This window comes from Mucilaginibacter xinganensis (genome assembly GCF_002257585.1).
Classification (GTDB): Bacteria; Bacteroidota; Bacteroidia; order Sphingobacteriales; family Sphingobacteriaceae; genus Mucilaginibacter; species Mucilaginibacter xinganensis.
Genome location: NZ_CP022743.1, coordinates 1,723,807 through 1,742,608, shown reverse-complemented (window position 1 = coordinate 1,742,608; position 18,802 = coordinate 1,723,807). Strand labels below are relative to the sequence as shown.

Sequence of the window (18,802 nt, the reverse complement as noted above, 5' to 3'; positions counted from 1 at the left end):
ATTTGGGGCTTAATAATTGGATTAAAACTTAAAAGAATGCCGGGGCTTTACACCCGGCATTCTTCACTTTAAATATATAGAATTTATTTCTCTTTAATTAGTATAACCCGGGTTCTGAACTAACTTATTGTTTTTATTCATCTCATCCCTGGCAATTGGCGGGAAGTAAACTTTGTCGTTCCATGAACGGTTTTCAACTCCGGGATCAATTTCCTGAACAATGTAACTATAGCTATAATTATCAGTACTATACCTGTAGGTGTTCACTGTTTTTCCAGCCTTTAACGCACCGGTAATCTTCATTATTCTTACTTTATTTCCAAGTGTTTGCGGCGCAATCATCCAGCGGCGGGTGTCATAAAACCGTTGTTCTTCAAACAATAATTCCAAATTACGTTCGTTCCGGTAACGTTGTACCAGAGCATCGCCGGCATCGGTAATGGCGGGCATCCCCGAACGGAACCGGATCTTATTGAGCCAGGCCTTGGCCTCGCTTTCCTGACCTAAGGCCAGGCATGTTTCCACATAATTAAACACAACCTCGGTGTACCTTAGCAAAGGCGATGGCACTATTGAAGGCATATTATTGTCAACAATAGCCGGGTCTGGGTCCATAAACTTCCTGATGGCATAACCGGTACGGGTTCCGTTCCAGTTTTCCAGCGGTCCGTTCCTGGTGTCCAGGCCAAAATAAGGCGTCGGGCTGCCTGCACTGCCAATTTGATAGGTGCCAAACTGAATCTCGCCGTAAGGGTCAATACCGGCCCCATCAGGTGTACGCGGTTTCCAGGGGGCGCCGTCATACAGAATAGAGGCATAAAAGCGTGGGTCCCTGTTTTGATAAGGTGCTGCTGCTTCTGCCGAATTTTTCCAGTCGAATTTGCTGCCGTCCATCATCTCATAATCATCCACCAAATCCTGGGTGGGTTCGCTCGATGTCCAGCTGTGGTACCCGTTAGTACCATTGTTGCGCGAATAGAACTGCGCATCATCGTATCTGTCGGCATTCAAATAGTGACTGAATATAGATTCGGCTTCGCCACCATTTCTTGACAGATAAGAGTTTTGATAGTTTGTAAACCCATCCGCGGCAGATACGGGAGCTGATAAGGTAAGCTTATAACCATAAGGTAAAGCCAGTGCTGCTTTTGCTGCATCCTGAGCCTTTTGCCAACGGGCGGTGCGGTCACCATCTACATAACCCAACAACTCCGGATGAGCAAATTGAGATATAAGACTTGATTTACCTTTTGCAGTTGGAATGTCGTGCAAATCGCTGGCGGCATATAATAACACTCGGGCCTTTAGAGCCAAACAGGCGTCACTTGTAGCGCGTCCTTGTGCTAACGATTTACCTTTCAGCAGCGCGCTTGCTTTATCCAGGTCGCCTGTTATAAAATCAACACAATCTGAGTAACTGCTTCTTGCAATCGTAAGATCAGTTGAGTTAAGTGTATAAGACGATTTTACGAGCGGAACGCCACCGTAATAACGCAACAGGTTATTGTAAAAGTACGCACGCATAAACAAGGCTTCCCCCGTTAGTCTGTCCACCAATGTTTTATCAATTGGACTCTTAGCCAATTGCTCTAAAGCAATATTAGCAGACCGTATCCGTGCGTAAACGTGATTCCATTCGTATGGGTCATAAATATCGCCAGTATTAACCGGGGTTATATTTCCCTCCATTATCGGCTGTTTTCCAAAATTATAAAGTGCATTATCCGTCCGGACATCCTGATTTTCCTGAGCCATCACACCGGAAGCCAAGCCGTTGTACAGCTCGGTTACATAACTCTCAGAAAGATTAGGATCTGACCAGGTAAGCGCTGCCGTCGGCTGGTTCAATGGCGTTGTATTCAGAAAATCCTTCTTACATGAAGTAAGCAGCGCTCCCGATACAATTGTTATTATTGAGATATTTCTTATAAATGTTTTCATATCGTTCAAATTAAAATTTTACACTTGCTCCCAAATTAACTATTCTTTGTTGCGGATAGTAGTGCCCGTCTGAACTGGTTGATTCGGGATCATATATATGCTGCTTTGCTACTGTAGCGAGGTTAAGCCCGTTTGCATAGAAGCGTAAATTGCTCATCCCTATTTTTTTACCAATTGTAGATGGCAGGGTGTATCCCAACTCAACGTTTTTAAGCCTTATATAATTCATATTAAGCAACCAATAGGTGTTTCCATTTGAGAAATATTGATTATTCCGGTCAACAGTACGAGGGTAAACTGTGCTTGGGTTATCAACAGTCCAGCGGTGATCGTAACTGTACTGTGTAAAGTTACCTATAGTTCCCGACTCTGTTTGAAAATAAAGCTGCGCACCCGTTGCACCCTGGAGCAAAACAGTTAAATCGAAGTTTTTATACTGCACCCCAAAATTTAAACCACCCTGAAAAGTGGGCACGGCGCTTTTATCGTTCCTAACCTGGTCATCGCCGTTAATTTTACCATCACCGTTTACGTCTTTATACATCATGTCGCCCGGGCGAAGTACACTGGCGCCAACGCCGCTGTAGTCAACTTTATTGGCATCAATTTGGGCCTGGGTAGCAAATATACCTGTGTATATATAATACAGACTAGCTCCAATCGGGTGCCCGGTAGATAGTTGCCATGCCGGCGCTCCAGGCGCTTCATCCCATTTATCAATCCTGTTCTTGGTGTATCCGCCATTAGCGCCAATGCTATAGCGTACCTGGCCAACACTGTTGTGGTAGGTAAATGAAAACTCCCATCCTTTATTGGTTACCTTTCCGTAATTTACAGGTGGCAGTTGGTTACTTGGTATAGCAGTGGCAGGAACAGATGCGGTGGGCCGCCATAATATATTGGTACGTTTATTTAAAAACGCTTCCAGCACAAAATCTAAATGTCCATTCAGCGTTGTTCCTTCTAAAGCTACGTCGCTATTATTGGCCACTTCCCAGGTAATGTTCGGGTTCTGTGCTACGTTTTCGGCTAATGATTGAACCGGCACGCCGCCAATTATGTACGAACCAATATTATATAAGGAAAGATATTGATATTCAGCCGGCGTGTTGGTGCCTGGATAAACAATGGCGTCATTACCCAATTGTCCCCATGAACCACGCAGCTTTAAATTTTGAATAAACGTTACGTTGCCTTTGAAGAACTTTTCTTCAGAAATTACCCATCCGGCAGATACACCGGGGAAGAAACCAAAACGATGCGTTTGCGGGAACATATAAGAACCGTCAACACGCCATAAAAACTCAAGCAGGTATTTCTCTTTATAGTTATAATTAACCCTGCCGAAGTAATTTAAGCGAGCCCTTTCCCAGGCGCCGCCACCATCAAGTATCCCTGCATTACCGCCAGCCGATAGTTGATCGATAGCTACAGAAGGATAATATTGACGGCTTGCGTTAAAGTAACTGGCATTTGATTTCTCTTTGGTTATACCTGCAAGCACTGAAATGTTGTGGCTACCAAAACTATGGATATAGCTGGCTATACCTTCCAGCATACTGCTTTGCTCATCATCAGAGCCCTGGCCAAGCTTTGCCTGGGCCGGGCCACGGGCTACTTTTGTAAGCAGCGGGGTTTTACCATCGGCCTGGTAAGTTATATTGTCCCAGCTGTACACATACCATGGCTTTTGCCAGCTCTTTGTCTGCTGCATATATTTATCCAGGGCCACATTGCCGGTAAATTTCAATCCTTCTATACCCGGTACGGTGATCTCAATTTTTCCATTAGTCTGAAGATAGTAGCGTGTATCCTTGCTGTAACCGGTTTGGTCGGTGGTAATGATCACCGGTTGCTGGCCATTTTCAATATCGGGTCCCGGCAATCCATTTGGCCAGAAGGCAGGTTTGTTCGGGTAACCTCGCATCAGCATCCTGAAGATATCACTGGCACCGCCGCCGTTAGGGAAGGCGCGGTTTTCCTGACGGCCTGATACGCTAAACGTACTGGTTACATATTTATTAATTTTGGCATCAAGATTCATGCGAATATCATATTGCTTGTAGCCGGTAGCCGAATTTTTGTAGTCGCCATCCTGGTTTTCATAGCCAATGGAGGTTAAATATTTTACATTTTCGGTACCTCCTGATAATTGCACATTTTGACGCGATTGGGGCGACCATGTTTTTAAAGTGGCTTTAAACCAATCGGTGTTAGGATGCCCCCATGGGTCAGATCCATCAGCAAATTTCTTAAAGTCGGAAGGCTGAAATGAAGCGGTAGAAGTAGCCCCATTATCAGGCCTGGTAAAGCTTCCTGTTGCTTTAAACGCAGCAGAAGCAGCACTCCAGTATTGCGATGGCAGGTTATATAAGTCAATCTCATTATTCAAAGTGGCGTACTCGGTTGAATTAGCCATTTTAGGAAGAGAAGTTGGCTGCGCCCAACCGTGGTTATAAGTATAAGAGATCTCAGGTTTGCCTGTTTTACCGTGCTTTGTGGTAATCAGGATTACACCATTAGCTGCCCTGGCGCCATAAATAGCTGCCGATGCATCTTTCAAGATGGAGATACTTTCAACATCGGCGGGGTTTACACGGTCGATATTGTTTTGACCGGAAGGTGACGGAACCCCGTCAATTACCACAAGCGGATCGTTATTGCCCAACGTATTGGTACCACGGATCCGGATGGTTGAGCCGTCATAACCTGGTTCACCACCTGCGTTAGTGGCCACAACACCCGCCATACGACCGGCTATTGAATTGGACAGGTTAGTTGCCGGCGACTTTATCAATTCAGAACCCTTAACCGCCACTACAGAGCCGGTAACGGTTGCTTTCTTTTGTACACCGTAGCCCACAACCACAACCTCGCCAAGATTTTTTGATGATGGCTGTAAACTTATGGTTATAGCTGTTTTCCCTTCTACCGGAACTTCTTTAGTTTCATATCCAATATATGAAACTATCAGGGTGCCGTCATCAGGTACCGACGAAAGAGTAAAACTTCCGTTCGTATCGGTTACAGTGCCCATTGTTGAGTTTTTAACTTTAACAGATACCCCGATCAGGGTTTCGCCTGTTACTTTATCAACAACCTTTCCTTTTACGGTTATTGAGGCTGCATTCATTTTGTTAAGGCCCGAAGTATTTCCCTCCGTGGTTAACAAAATGCTTTTACCTGCTTTTGCATTTGCAAAGCCGGTAAGCAATAAGAACATTAAGATATGACCCAACCTTATCATTGAGATTTTTGATAAGCTGAGCACCTTTTTAGATAAAAAATGTTGCATAGTTGATTTGTTTGATAGGACAATTAATAGGTTCTAATTCAATGCAATTACTTTATTGCAGTACAATCACTTTTTATGATTACGGGTAGCGTTTCTTTTCCATAGTTTTAATTTTTAGGTGAGTAATTGGTTGGTTATTTATTGGTTTATAATTGCTTTCGTTTATAACCGTACAAATTACATTTATTATTATGTCGATAAACATTTCATCCCCCCCGCCGGCAAAACGATGAGGCAACTGCTTATAATAATTAATTAGTGTAAATAGTACAGGTATTATTGGTGATGCTAATCTGGTTATAATAGCGTATTTTGATGGGGGGCAAAATCGTAATTATAGGGGGTCTATTTCATAATAAAGGCCGTTTTAGCAACTTTTCGGATAGAATAATCAAGAAACTTCGTTTTACCGGCGGGGTTTTGTAACAAAGTGTTTACTTATCTGGTTAAACTGTTCCCGGTATTTTTTTATGTATTCCGAAGGATTAATGCCAAACAGTTTACTGAATTGCTCGCGGAAATATTTGGCATCGTTGATACCTACCTTGTAGGCAGCCTCGGCTACGGTACAATCAGTATTCAACATCATTTCGGCAGCCTTACGAAGCCTTATGTACCTGATAAACTCATTTGCCGATCCGCCGGAGATTGCCTTGATTTTTTTATAAAGATTGGAATGGCTCATTCCTATCTCATCAGACAAGTTTTTAATACTAAACTGCTCATCTTCCAAATGGCGCTCAACAATCGCCATACATTTGTCCAGAAACTCTTTGTATTCCGCCGAAATCTTCAGGTTGTTTGATTTTAGCGTTATTGCATTATAAAAATATTTATGGAGGTTTTCATGACTCTTTATCAATCCGTTAACCCTGGCTACCAGCACTTCCTTTTCAAACGGTTTGGTTATATAATCGTCAGCGCCGCATTCCAGCCCCTTCAGTTTAATTTCGGGCAGCGTGTTGGCTGTTAATAAAATAAACGGAATATGATTTAATGACGCGTCCTGTTTTACCTGGCTGCACAGGTCAATCCCGCTTAAGCCATTCATCATTACATCACTAATAACCAGATTTGGCATCAGCTTGCAGATCATATCATATCCGTCGCGGATATTATCAGCCTCAAATACCTCATACTCCTCTTTAAATATCTGCGTTACATATTGCCGTACCTGGTGGTTATCCTCAACAACCAGCAACACTTTTTTTGAACTAACCAGCGCATTGTAGGCATCGGCAGGGATTTGATTCAGGCTTTCTGCCTTGTTAATGATGGGTTCATCATCCATCAGCTCATCTAAAAACACTGATGGTTCTGCGGTGTCTTCATAAACCAGGCAATTAACCAGGTGCTTTTTACCTTTTAAAAGGGTAATGTTAAAAGCGCTCCCCTCTGCTTCGCGGCTTTCATAACTAATGCTACCCTGGTGCTTGTCAATAAAGGTTTTAACCAGGTAAAGCCCAATGCCGAAGCCACCGCCGTTTGATTGAGTTATATTCTGGATCTGGAAGAACCTGTCGAAAAGCTTTTCACCAACTTCCTTATTGATACCAAAGCCGGAATCCTCTATCGTAACAGTAACACTGCGGGCATTTTCTGTAATACAACCGCTTACTTTACCATTATCCGGCGTAAACTTCAGCGCGTTTGAAATAAGGTTAAAAAAAGCAATCTCCATTTTCTCCCGGTCGGCATATACTTCTATTTCTTCGTTAACACTGCTAAAGCTAAGCTGGATATGCTTCATCCTGGCCTGATGATCAAAGTATAAGAAAACATCTCGGCAAAGGGCCACAATGTTAAGCTTCACAATTTTTAACTGATCTTCACCGCTATCGGCTTTGCGAAACAGCAATAACTGGTCGGTGAGGCTTAACAAGCGCTTCGCATTTCGGTAAACTACTTGCAGGCTGTTCAAATTTTCCTCCGTTTGGCCCTTGCCGGATAAAAGTTCTTTTACAGGATTGATAATGAGGGTGAGCGGCGTACGGTACTCATGAGAGATATTTGTAAAAAACGACAGTTTTTTCTCGTTCAGCTCTTTTTCCTTTTCGGCGGTTATCTGCGCCAGCTTAATATTATACTTAAGTTTCGACTGGTTGCTTTTGTAACGCGAATAGGAATAAACCAGTGCACTAACACCTATTGCACAAAACAAATAGGCGTACCATGTTTTATACCATGGAGGTAAAATGCGGATATTAATGGTGGCATAATCGTTAAACCAAACCCCATCCTGGTTGGATGCTTTAACTTTAAACACATAATCACCGGGCTCCAGGTACCGATAGGTGGCCGATTTTTGTGTTTGCACATAGTTCCAGCCTTTATCGAGCCCTTTAAGCTGGTAAGCGAACTCGCTTTTTTCAGCAAAAGGATAATTCAATGCCGCGTACTGAATAGAAAACACCGACTGATCGGGTTGTAACACAATCTGGTCTGACCGGTTGATCACCTTACTTAAAATGTGATCTTTTTCGCCCACCTCAACATCTTTATTAAATAGCTGCAAGCCTGTTATGATAACTTTTGGCTTAAACGCGCTCCGTTTTACCTCATCCGGAAAAAAAGTATTGTAGCCTTCGGTTCCACCAAAACACATAAAGTTTTGCTTAGCGCAGTACATTGACGAGCCCGGGCTGAAATGACCGCTCTGCAAGCCGTTTGAAACATCGTAATTTAAAACACTTTGCAAACCGTTTTCAATTTTTGAAAGGCCCTTATTTGTACTCACCCAAATATTACCTTTTGCGTCCTGTTCAATTGAATTTATAGTACTATTTGCCAGGCCGTTGCTTTCAGTAAAAGTTTTGGTCTCCCTGTTATCGGTATTATAAATAATTAGCCCGTTGCTTTCGGTACCGATAAGTAATTTATTGCCGTAGTACTTAAGCGAATAAATTACTTTACTGGGTAAAATTTTGTCAATCTGGTTACTACTAAAACAGGTAGAAAATTTATGGCTGGCGCTGCTGTAGCATAATAAACCGGCGCCGTAAGTGCCTATATAAATATTACCATTTTTATCCCCGCAAAGCGCCCTGATATTGCTGGAAGGAAGCGTGCGGTTGTTTAGCGAATAGGTTACAAAGGTGCTTTTTCCTTTTGGCAGCATACTTATGCCGCCGCCGTTTGTACCAACCCATAAATTATTTTCAGGGTCTTCATAAATTGTTCGAACATCGTTTCCGCAAATACTTTTAGGATCACGCGGGTTATGTACATAATTAATAAAACGGTCGTTCTTTTTATCGTACTTAAACAATCCGTTAGCGTATGACCCAAACCACAAATCATTATTTTGCGCCTTGTATGCGGTAAGGATGGCCAAGTTTTTTAACCCTGCATTTTCCCCATCGGCATAATAATGGTGTACCACTTCGCCGTTCAGCTTTTTCTTATATATCCCGTCGCCATCGCTACCCATCCATAAGTAGCCTTCATCATCCATGCACATGCCGTAGTATCTTAAATATCCTGAGCTTGATTGTCCGGGTAATTTATTCTGAAATTTTTTGAACTTTTCCGGAACATTCCCCAGCAGATAGATCCCGTCGCCATAGGTACCGGCCCAAACATTTTTATCCTTATCCAGGTACAGCTTATTTACACTGCGCTCTGTAATGTTATAGTTATCATCAGTTTTTACAGCTTCAATACCCACATTGTTAAAATGTGAAGCTATTGCTTTTTCCAGGTCTAACCTATACAGGCCGCCATCCTGTAAGCCGATCAATAAATCATTATTGTCTTCCAAAAGAGAAGAAAATATATTGCTGCGCAGCTGAAATTGTGCACCGGTGAAGGTGTGAATTTTATTTTGCGCCCGCTCATACACGGAAAGCCCCTTACCGGTGGCAATCCAGATGTTTGCGTAACGATCTTCGATAATGGAATTTATCTTGCCTGCAGGTATTAAGTTTAGCGGAATTCGGCCGCTGATGTCATTTTTTATTACGCCGTTTTGCACTTCATAAACAGCGAGATCACCTTCGGTGCCCGCCCACAACAGGCCTTTCGAATCCTGGTAAATGCCGGCCATTAAGTTTACTGAAGGCTCTTGCCGGTTTTTGGGTTTGTATTTTTTTAACTGTTGTGTTAATTTATTGTAGGAGAATAAGCCGTCGCTGTAGGTAGCAAACCACACTATATTTTTACCGCCTGAGGCAATGCAGCTTACGTTATTTATTAAAGCATTGGCACCGGCCTCAAATTTGGAAAACCGTTCTGTATTGGCATCAAACTGGTAAACGCCACGGCGGGTTGACAGCCAAATATCACCCGACGCGTCTTTGTAAATCAGCTCAATATAATTACTGGGCAAGCCATACGGGTTGGAATTGTTGTGCTTAAAAACTTTAAAATTTATCCCGTCGAACCTGTTAAGTCCGTCTTCGGTGGCAAACCACATAAAGCCGTTATCGTCCTGGATAATATCAGTTAAAAACCCGTAGGAGAGGCCATTTTTAAAGGAATATTTTAAAACTTTTCTGCTGTATGACTGCTGTGCGCATGCAACAAAACCATATATTATGCAAAGTATAAAAAGTAAAACTTTTTTCATAGGCAAGTATAATTGGTTAAATACGCGGCGCGGCACCGCTATTAACTGAACACTAATAAATTATAATTAAGTACGGTTACACTAAATAATTGGAGCTTGTAATGTCGGAATTATTCCGCAAAGTTCTGCACTTAAACTTTTTGTTTTTTTTATCGGCAGGCTGTTCAAAACAAAAAAAGACACTGCTCTCCCCTTCTCCATCACAGTTAAGACTTCTAATATTTTATTTTAAGGCAAAATATAACTTGAAAAACTTAATACTATTTGCACTTAAAAGCAGCCAAAAAAAATGTTCAATAATATTTTTGCCTTTCTTTTTTTTCCAATTTTATTACAGGCTGATATTCTTTATCCCGACGCTACCAGTATATACAGGTGTAGTTCGTAAAATGGAGTTTGCAGGAAGTTGATAATTTATAAAACTTTTCAATTGTGATGCCGACGTAACAGTTGCCCGGCCGGGTTTTTTAAAGTCGGGCCGTATGTTTAAGCCCGTTAATTTCCCGTCCTGCTGCTCTTTACCCGTTTTAACAGACCAGGCACTAAGGCTGTTTATGCCATCAATGTTAAAGCCTTTGGCAATGCTCCACCAATTGTTATAATAGTATAACACATCGCCAATTTTGTCCCAGCCTTTTATGAGCGAGTCCCGGCCTACAAATATGTTATTGTAAAAACGCAATCCGCGGCTTTTGCTTACGTCCGAAAAACAGATAGCGGCCACCTTTGTGTTATAAATAATATTCCCGTACACGCTGCAGTCGTAAAATTGCTTTTCATCACCCGAACTGTTCCACACATATAAACCTGCCTGTGAATCAGATACGGCACCATCATCCTCGCTGATGTTATACCTGAAAATATTATGGTGCCATGGGCTTGCACCCCAATACTGAAAAAGGCAGTAACCGCTGCCCTGATTTTGATACGACAAACAATACTGAACTATTGAATTTGTAACGCCGCCATCCAGGTCAAATCCACCACCATCGGCACCACCTTCTGACGTTTTGTTTTTGTAGGATAAACAATGCTGAATAGTTATACTGTCAGCCTCATAGGCCCAGATACCCACCGGGCCGTTACCTTTACGGGGCATGTCCCAGCCATTGTTTGTTGCTGTGCAGTGATCGATCAGTACGTTTTTACAATTGCCCACCACTATGCCGTTACCGCTGTGATTAGTGAGGTTGGTTGGGTCGCCCGCGTTATTTTCGGCTCGGCAGTTCAGTATGTTGATGTTATTGCTTTCGCGCTTTTGATAAGGCCCTTCAACCGTTATGCCCGCAGCACCATTGTTATGCGCAAATACTTTATTTGTAATTATATTTTGTGAGGAATAAATGAGCAAACCTGATTTTTGAAAGCCTGAAATATCAAGGTCATCTACCCGGATGTTACTGCTGGCAATGATGGCGAGGCCGTGCTTTATATTCCCGCCTTTACGGCCGTGGCCGGTAAGCACCAGGCGCTGTAGCTTTACGTTTGTAGTTTTATAAACACTAATAGCTGAGCTGTCGCCTGCATTAATTATGGCGCGGCCTTTGCCAATAGAAGTTATTATAACCGGTTGTTGCTTAGTGCCGCTTATGTTTTGGGTTAGCAGCAGCGTGCCTTTAAATATTTGGCCCGCTTTAAAATAAATGATATCGCCGGCAGCTAAGTGGAGCCCGTTTATTTTGCCGATACTTTGAAAAGGATGAGTTAGCGTTCCCGGGTTATTGTCAGAACCTGCATTATTTATGTAGTACGCCCTGCCGGCGGCCTTATGCTGCGCAAAATTTTTGCGGGCGCTGCTTATATATAAAGCCAAAACAGCGCAACTTGCTATGGCGTATTTTTTAAGGTTCATTGTATTGGTTTACAGGAATAATAAAAGTACATCTTTTATCAGCACTATGCATGTGCGTAAATGAAATAGTAACCAAAAGAAGGATAGACCTGTATAACCTATTGAAAACCGGTAAAATTTGGCAGAAGGCTAAGCCGGTGTCAACCAATAACTGAAATTCAAAGCGCTAACTTTCAGTTAATCATCCCCGTTCTATTTAGTGGAAACTAAAATATAACATAAAAACCCAGGGCTTTAACGCCAAAAATGCTCCGGCTTTAAACAATTTAACTTGTTGGCACAATGCAAAGCGCAACAGGCACTTTTTTATCTATTAACAATACAATACATTTGCCGGAGTTCAAGGTAAACCATATTAACAAATGCACAAGTATTCGAAACAAACCCGCCATTTATTAGCAGTTGACTGCGTTGTTTTTGGATTTGACGGTGAAACGCTAAAAATACTTTTGATCCAGCGGGCTTTTCAGCCGGAGAAAGGAAACTGGAGCCTGATGGGTGGTTTTGTTGAAGCCAATGAGGGCCTTGATGAAGCATCAACCCGCATCCTGAAGCAGCTTACCGGGCTGGACGGTGTGTACCTGGAACAGCTGCACACCTACGGCGACACCAACCGTGATCCTATTGAGCGCACGGTATCAACTGCCTATTTTGCGTTGATAGATATTAATAAATACGAAACCCAGCTAAGCAATGATTACCACGCAGAATGGTTCCCGCTCACGGCTGCCCCAAAACTTATTTTTGACCATGCCGAAATGGTGGAAGCAGCTAAAAGGCGCATTCGCTACAAAGCTGCGCTGCACCCTATTTTATTTGAGCTATTACCAAAAAAATTCACCATTCCGCAACTGCAAACCCTTTATGAAAGTGTTTTTAATACCACCATTGATAAAAGGAATTTCAGCAAAAGGGTTTTAGCCACCGGACTGGTAATAAAACTTGCAGAGAAAGACAAAGCGGGCTCAAAACGGGGTGCCTATTATTACCAGTTGAACATGGACAATTACTATGCTAAGTTTCAGGCATTTTTAAATTTTATACCTAACCCGGATACCCTGCTGCTGTAATTTTTTATTGCGCTTTCCCGGCAATTTTTATCCAAAATTTCTTTTTATCAAAAAATAAGTGTTATTTCAACACTAAATTATAAACCAGTTATGATTACTGACCAATATGTGATCGGTGTGGACTATGGCACCGATTCTGTCCGCTCTGTTCTGATCAATGCGCTTAATGGCGAAGAAATTGCTTCATCTGTATTTAACTATCCCCGCTGGAAGCAGGGATTATACTGTAATGCCGCCGAAAATATGTTCAGGCAGCACCCGCTCGACTATATTGAGGGGCTTGAAACAACCATTAAAGACGTTTTAAATAAAGGTGGCGTTAATGCTGCAAATGCCGTTAAAGGGATAGCCGTGGACACCACCGGTTCAACCCCGGTTGCCGTGGATAAAACCGGAAAACCCCTTGCCCTAACCCCGGGATTTGAGCAAAACCCGCACGCCATGTTTGTATTGTGGAAAGACCATACCGGCGTAAGCGAAGCTGCACAGATCAATGAACATGCTGCAAAATTTGATACCAACTACCTTAAATATGTAGGTGGCATTTATTCGTCAGAATGGTTTTGGGCCAAGTTGCTGCGCACCCTGCGAACCGATGAGCAGGTTGCAAAAGCCTGTTACTCATGGGTGGAGCATTGCGACTGGATCCCCTTTTTGCTAACGGGTGGCACTGATGCCGCACAAATTAAGCGGGGGCGCTGTTCGGCCGGGCATAAAGCATTATGGGCCGAAGAATTTGGTGGATTACCGCCGGATGAGTTCTTCTCATCGCTCGATCCGCTTTTAAAAGGTTTTACTTCCAGGTTATTTAAAGAAACTTATACATCTGATGAGGCTGCCGGCACTCTGAGCGCTGAATGGGCCGAACGGCTGGGCCTGACTACCGATGTTGTGGTTGGGGTTGGCGCTTTTGATGCGCACATGGGCGCGGTAGGCGGGCAAATAGAGCCTTATCATTTAAGCAAGGTGATGGGCACATCTACCTGCGATATATTGGTTGCGCCCGCTGCTGAAATGGAAGGCAAGCTGATTCGCGGCATTTGCGGGCAGGTTAACGGCTCTGTTATTCCGGGCATGGTGGGGCTGGAAGCGGGGCAGTCTGCCTTTGGCGATACCTATGCGTGGTTCAAAAACCTGCTTGCCTGGCCACTGAGTGCATTATCGGCATCAACACTGATAGACCCAAAAACTGCCGAAGCTTTAAAAGACGAAATGCTGGCACAAATAATTCCGGAATTGAGCAGGCAGGCTGCGCTTTTACCCGTTGAACAAAACAGCGAGCTTGCTATAGACTGGCTGAATGGCCGTCGCACCCCCGATGCCAATCAAACGCTAAAAGGCGCAATAACAGGGCTGGGGTTGGGCAGCGATGCACCGCGCGTATTTAAAGCGCTGGCAGAAGCTACCTGCTTTGGCGCAAAAAGTATAGTTGACCGTTTTGTGCAGGAAGGAATCCCGGTTAAAGGATTGATAGGCATTGGCGGGGTGGCTAAAAAGTCGCCATATATCATGCAAATGATGGCCGATATATTGGGTATGCCGATCCGCATTCACCAGTTTGAACATACCTGCGCACTGGGAGCCGCGATGTTTGCCGCCGTTGTTGCCGGCATTTATCCAAAGGTTGAAGATGCTATGGCGGCTATGGGTCGTGGTTTTGACGCGGAATATCATCCAAACGAAAAATATAAGGCTATTTACCAGGAAAGGTATGAGCAGTATTTAAAACTGGGAGCGTTTATTGAATCGCACTAATTATCACAAATTATTTCGAATTTCACCATTTATGAGGCGCGAATTTTAGTGAATTACAGCGATTAGGAAAAGCGGAAGTTAATTTAGAATTTTAAAGAAATGAGTAAATACCAGCATATTAAACAAAGTGCTTACGAAGCCAACATGCAGCTGCCCAAACTGGGGCTGGTGCTTTTCACTTTTGGCAACGTGAGCGCTGCTGACAGGGAGCTTGGTGTCTTCGCCATAAAACCCAGCGGCGTTCCTTACAGCGACCTTTCGCCGGAAGAGATGGTGATTGTTGATTTTGAAGGGAACACGGTTGAAGGCAGCCTGCGGCCATCATCAGACACCAAAACGCACGCCGTGCTTTACAAGCACTGGAGCGACATTAACGGGATTGTGCACACCCACTCTACTTACGCAACCTCATGGGCGCAATCACAACGCTGCATTCCCATTTATGGTACCACACATGCCGATCATTTAACTGCCGATGTGCCTTGCGCGCCGCCGATGGATGATAAAATGATCAGGGGAAATTATGAATATGAAACGGGTTTCCAGATCATTAATCATTTTGAACAGGAAGGCCTTGATTATAAGGAAACCGAGATGGTGCTGGTAGGCAACCATGCGCCGTTTACCTGGGGCAAAACCGCTGAAAAAGCCGTGTATAACAGCGCTGTGCTGGAAGCAGTAGCGCAAATGGCTTATTTAACGGAACAGATCAACAGCAAAGCGCCCAGGCTAAAAGACTCGCTGATAAAAAAGCATTTTGAACGCAAGCACGGACCTGATTCTTATTACGGGCAATAGTTAGCCGGATGTATGGAAGGAAGTTGTTAAAACTTTGCCGGTTAAAAATAGCAGCAGCGGTAATAAAGCCATAAAAAAATTACCACAACAACAATTCAACAACTAAAAAAATCATTAAATAATTCAATTACCAATAAAAATATATGATCGATCTGAAAGCATTTGAAGTGTGGTTTATAACAGGAAGCCAGCACTTATATGGAGAAGAAACTTTAAAACTGGTTGCGGAACACTCACAGCAAATTGCAAAAGGCCTTGATGCCGACCCGCAAACCCCGGTGCGTATTGTTTACAAACCGGTTGTTAAAACCCCGGAAGAGATTTACGCCACCCTGCAGGAGGCTAATACCACCGAAAACTGTATTGGGATAATTACCTGGATGCATACCTTCTCCCCTGCTAAAATGTGGATCCGCGGGCTTGGCATTCTTCAAAAACCAATGTTGCACCTGCACACCCAGTTTAACCGCGATATTCCATGGAGCTCAATAGATATGGATTTTATGAACCTGAACCAAAGCGCCCACGGCGACAGGGAGTTTGGCTTTATTGTTTCGCGCATGCGAAAAAACCGCAAGGTAGTAGTTGGGCACTGGCAGGACCCTGAAGTTTTAGCACAAATTAATGCCTGGACCAGGGCAGCAGCCGGCTGGCACGACTGGCAGGGTGCCAAATTTGCGCGCATTGGAGATAACATGCGCTATGTTGCTGTTACCGAAGGCGATAAAGTTGAAGCTGAACTGAAATTTGGCTACTCAGTAAATACTTACGGTGTTGGTGATTTAGTGAAGATAATTGACAGCATCAGTGAAGAGGCTGTGGAAGCATTACTTGCCGAGTACGAAGCAACCTATACCATGGCTGCCGACCTGCTTAAAGGCGGGGCCAAACACCAATCTGTTTACGATGCTGCTAAAATAGAACTGGGCCTGAAGAAATTTTTAGAAGACGGCGGCTTTAAAGGCTTTACCGATACGTTTGAAGACCTGCATGGCATGATCCAACTACCGGGCATTGCTGCGCAGCGCCTGATGGCTGCGGGCTACGGCTTTGCCGGTGAGGGCGACTGGAAAACGGCTGCTTTGGTGCGCGCGTTTAAAGTGATGGGCAGCGGCTTAAAGGGCGGCAATGCTTTTATGGAAGATTATACCTATCATTTTGACCCAAACAACCAATTGGTTTTAGGATCGCACATGCTGGAGATTGATGCATCATTAGCCAACGGTAAAGCTGCGCTGGAAGTGCATCCGCTGGGGATAGGCGGCAAAGCTGACCCGGCCAGGCTGGTGTTTAATGTAGCCGGAGGTGCCGCGTTAAATGCATCAATTATAGATATGGGCAACCGTTTCCGCTTACTGATTAACGAGGTAGAGGCAGTTGAGCCACAAAACGACCTGCCTAACCTGCCGGTAGCAAGGGTGTTGTGGAAACCGTACCCGGATATGAAAACCGGCTGTGCCGCATGGATCTATGCCGGTGGCGCACACCATACCGCATACAGCCAGAATTTAACCGCCGAACATCTGCAGGATTTTGCTGATATTGCAGGGTTGGAGTTCATCCGTATTGGCAAAGATACGAGGCTTGACCAGCTGCGCAACGAGCTGCGCTGGAATGATGCCGCTTACAAATAAATAAGACACGAGATACCCGGCGGGCCAGGTGGGAACGGCTGCCGGGTTATAAAAACCTAACCAATTTAAACCAATTAATTTATTATGAATAAGTTTTCAACTATTGATTACATTGTATTCGTCATCTACTTTTTCCTGGTGTCGGGGTACGGGTATTGGGTGTACAGCCGTAAAAAATCGGCAAAAATCTCAGGCAGTCATGATTTTTTCCTTGCCGAGGGTTCACTTACCTGGTGGGCCATAGGGGCATCACTCATCGCATCCAATATTTCGGCCGAGCAGTTTATCGGCGCCAGCGGACAGGGTTTTACCGTAGGTATTGCCGTAGCCGCGTACGAATGGATAGCAGCCATTGCACTCATCATTGTTGCGGTTTGGTTCATCCCCATCTACCTAAAAAACAAGATCTTTACCATGCCGCAGTTTTTAGAAACGCGGTACAACCCAACGGTTAGCCTTATTATGGCCATTTTCTGGCTGTTTTTATATGTGTTTGTTAACCTCACCTCCATCCTTTACCTGGGCGCCATCTGTATCAACAGCCTCGCAGGTGGTGATTCCGCCATGTTTCACTGGATAATTATTGGCCTGGCCGCTTTTTCGCTGGTAATTGCATTTGGCGGGATGAAAGTTATTGGCTTTACCGATGTGATACAGGTACTGGTATTGGTAATAGGCGGTTTAGCTACTACTTATATTGCGTTAACATTGGTTAGCGAACGTTTTGGCCTGGGAAAAGACATCCTGGCCGGCTTTAATGCCATGCTGAAAGACTCGCCCGACCACTTTAAAATGATTCTTGCTAAGCCAGGCCAGAATGCATCGCAGGCAGACATTAACAAATACCTTGCGCTGCCGGGCATTGCCATGTACTTTGCCGGGCAATGGATAGTTAACCTTAACTACTGGGGCTGCAACCAATACATTACCCAGCGGGCGCTCGGCGCCGACCTGCAAACAGCCCGCAAAGGCATCCTGTTTGCAGGCCTGATGAAGCTGGCCATGCCTGTAATTGTAATTTTACCTGGCATTGCGGCTTACGTTTTATATAAGAATGGCGGCTTACAGCACGAAATGAATGCCGGCGGCAAATTTAACGGCGACAACGCTTATTCCGCCATATTGGGCTTTTTACCAAGCGGGCTCAAAGGCCTTTCTATCGCTGCATTAACCGCAGCCATAGTGGCCTCGCTGGCGGGCAAAGCCAACAGCATCTCCACCATATTTACCATGGATATTTACAAAAAGTACCTAAAAAAGGGTGCGGATGAAAAACAAATGGTGGGCATGGGGAAAATAATTATTCTGGTAGCCATGGTGTTGTCTATAATGCTTACCTGGAAAGATCTATTGGGTATTGGCGGCGAGGGCGGCTTTACCTATATTCAAAAATATACAGGTTACTTTAGTCCGGGTGTGTTTGCCATGTTTATTTTAGGGATGTTTTGGAAACGGACCACCGGCCCTGCCGCTATTGCGGGTGTGCTGTCGGGTTTTGCGCTTTCGATATTATTCAACGATTTTGCACCCCGGTTATTTGGTAACGAAACTTTCCTTTACACTGCGTTTCATAAAGCCAACGGCACTTATGAGATCCCGTTCCTGATCTGCATGGGGCTGTCATTCCTGTTCACTATGATCATTATGATTACCATCAGCCTGGCCGGACCTAAAATTAATCCAAAATCATTTGTGCTTGATAAAACCATGTTTAAGGTTGACCCTACCACACTTGCTTTAATTATAACCACACTGTTGTTGCTTGCTGCGCTATATGTGAAGTTTTGGTAAAGGTTTTTTTAAGTGCGGGCCCGGTTGATTTTTATTAACCGGGCCTTTTTATTTGGAAACATTTAAGCCGGAAAGGCTAAAACTTAAAACTTTTAATAA

Annotated in this window: 9 protein-coding genes; 5 read left to right on the top strand and 4 right to left on the bottom strand. The window is 43.9% G+C overall.

Annotated features, from left to right (window positions below):
- Positions 1-93 precede the first annotated feature (93 nt).
- The 4 genes from MuYL_RS07665 to MuYL_RS07650 form a co-directional block, all read right to left on the bottom strand.
- Positions 94-1,941, bottom strand: coding sequence for a RagB/SusD family nutrient uptake outer membrane protein (locus MuYL_RS07665; protein ID WP_094569976.1), 1,848 nt, complete (start codon positions 1,939-1,941; stop codon positions 94-96).
- A gap of 10 nt (positions 1,942-1,951) precedes the next feature.
- Positions 1,952-5,236 (bottom strand): SusC/RagA family TonB-linked outer membrane protein, encoded by a 3,285-nt coding sequence (locus MuYL_RS07660; RefSeq protein WP_211710249.1) that lies wholly within the window; start codon positions 5,234-5,236, stop codon positions 1,952-1,954.
- A 406-nt stretch (positions 5,237-5,642) separates the two neighbouring features.
- Positions 5,643-9,803, bottom strand: a complete 4,161-nt coding sequence (locus tag MuYL_RS07655; protein WP_094569975.1) for a hybrid sensor histidine kinase/response regulator transcription factor — start codon at positions 9,801-9,803, stop codon at positions 5,643-5,645.
- 331 nt (positions 9,804-10,134) lie between these two features.
- Positions 10,135-11,655, bottom strand: a complete 1,521-nt coding sequence (locus MuYL_RS07650; RefSeq protein ID WP_094569974.1) for a right-handed parallel beta-helix repeat-containing protein — start codon at positions 11,653-11,655, stop codon at positions 10,135-10,137.
- A gap of 362 nt (positions 11,656-12,017) precedes the next feature.
- Between MuYL_RS07650 and MuYL_RS07645 the strand changes: the two genes are divergently transcribed.
- The 5 genes from MuYL_RS07645 to MuYL_RS07625 all read left to right on the top strand — a co-directional run bounded on the left by MuYL_RS07645 (position 12,018) and on the right by MuYL_RS07625 (position 18,703).
- Positions 12,018-12,725, top strand: a complete 708-nt coding sequence (locus tag MuYL_RS07645; protein ID WP_094569973.1) for an NUDIX hydrolase — start codon at positions 12,018-12,020, stop codon at positions 12,723-12,725.
- Between the two features lie 90 nt (positions 12,726-12,815).
- The gene (locus MuYL_RS07640; protein WP_094569972.1) at positions 12,816-14,480 is read left to right on the top strand and encodes a ribulokinase; all 1,665 of its coding nucleotides are present in this window, start codon (positions 12,816-12,818) and stop codon (positions 14,478-14,480) included.
- A 99-nt stretch (positions 14,481-14,579) separates the two neighbouring features.
- Entirely contained in the window at positions 14,580-15,278 is a 699-nt protein-coding gene (locus MuYL_RS07635) for an L-ribulose-5-phosphate 4-epimerase (RefSeq protein ID WP_094569971.1), read from the top strand.
- Between the two features lie 143 nt (positions 15,279-15,421).
- Positions 15,422-16,912, top strand: a complete 1,491-nt coding sequence (gene araA / locus MuYL_RS07630; RefSeq protein ID WP_094569970.1) for an L-arabinose isomerase — start codon at positions 15,422-15,424, stop codon at positions 16,910-16,912.
- A gap of 84 nt (positions 16,913-16,996) precedes the next feature.
- A complete protein-coding gene (locus MuYL_RS07625) occupies positions 16,997-18,703 on the top strand; it encodes a sodium:solute symporter family transporter (RefSeq protein ID WP_094569969.1) in 1,707 nt (568 codons plus the stop codon).
- The last annotated feature ends 99 nt before the right edge of the window (positions 18,704-18,802 follow it).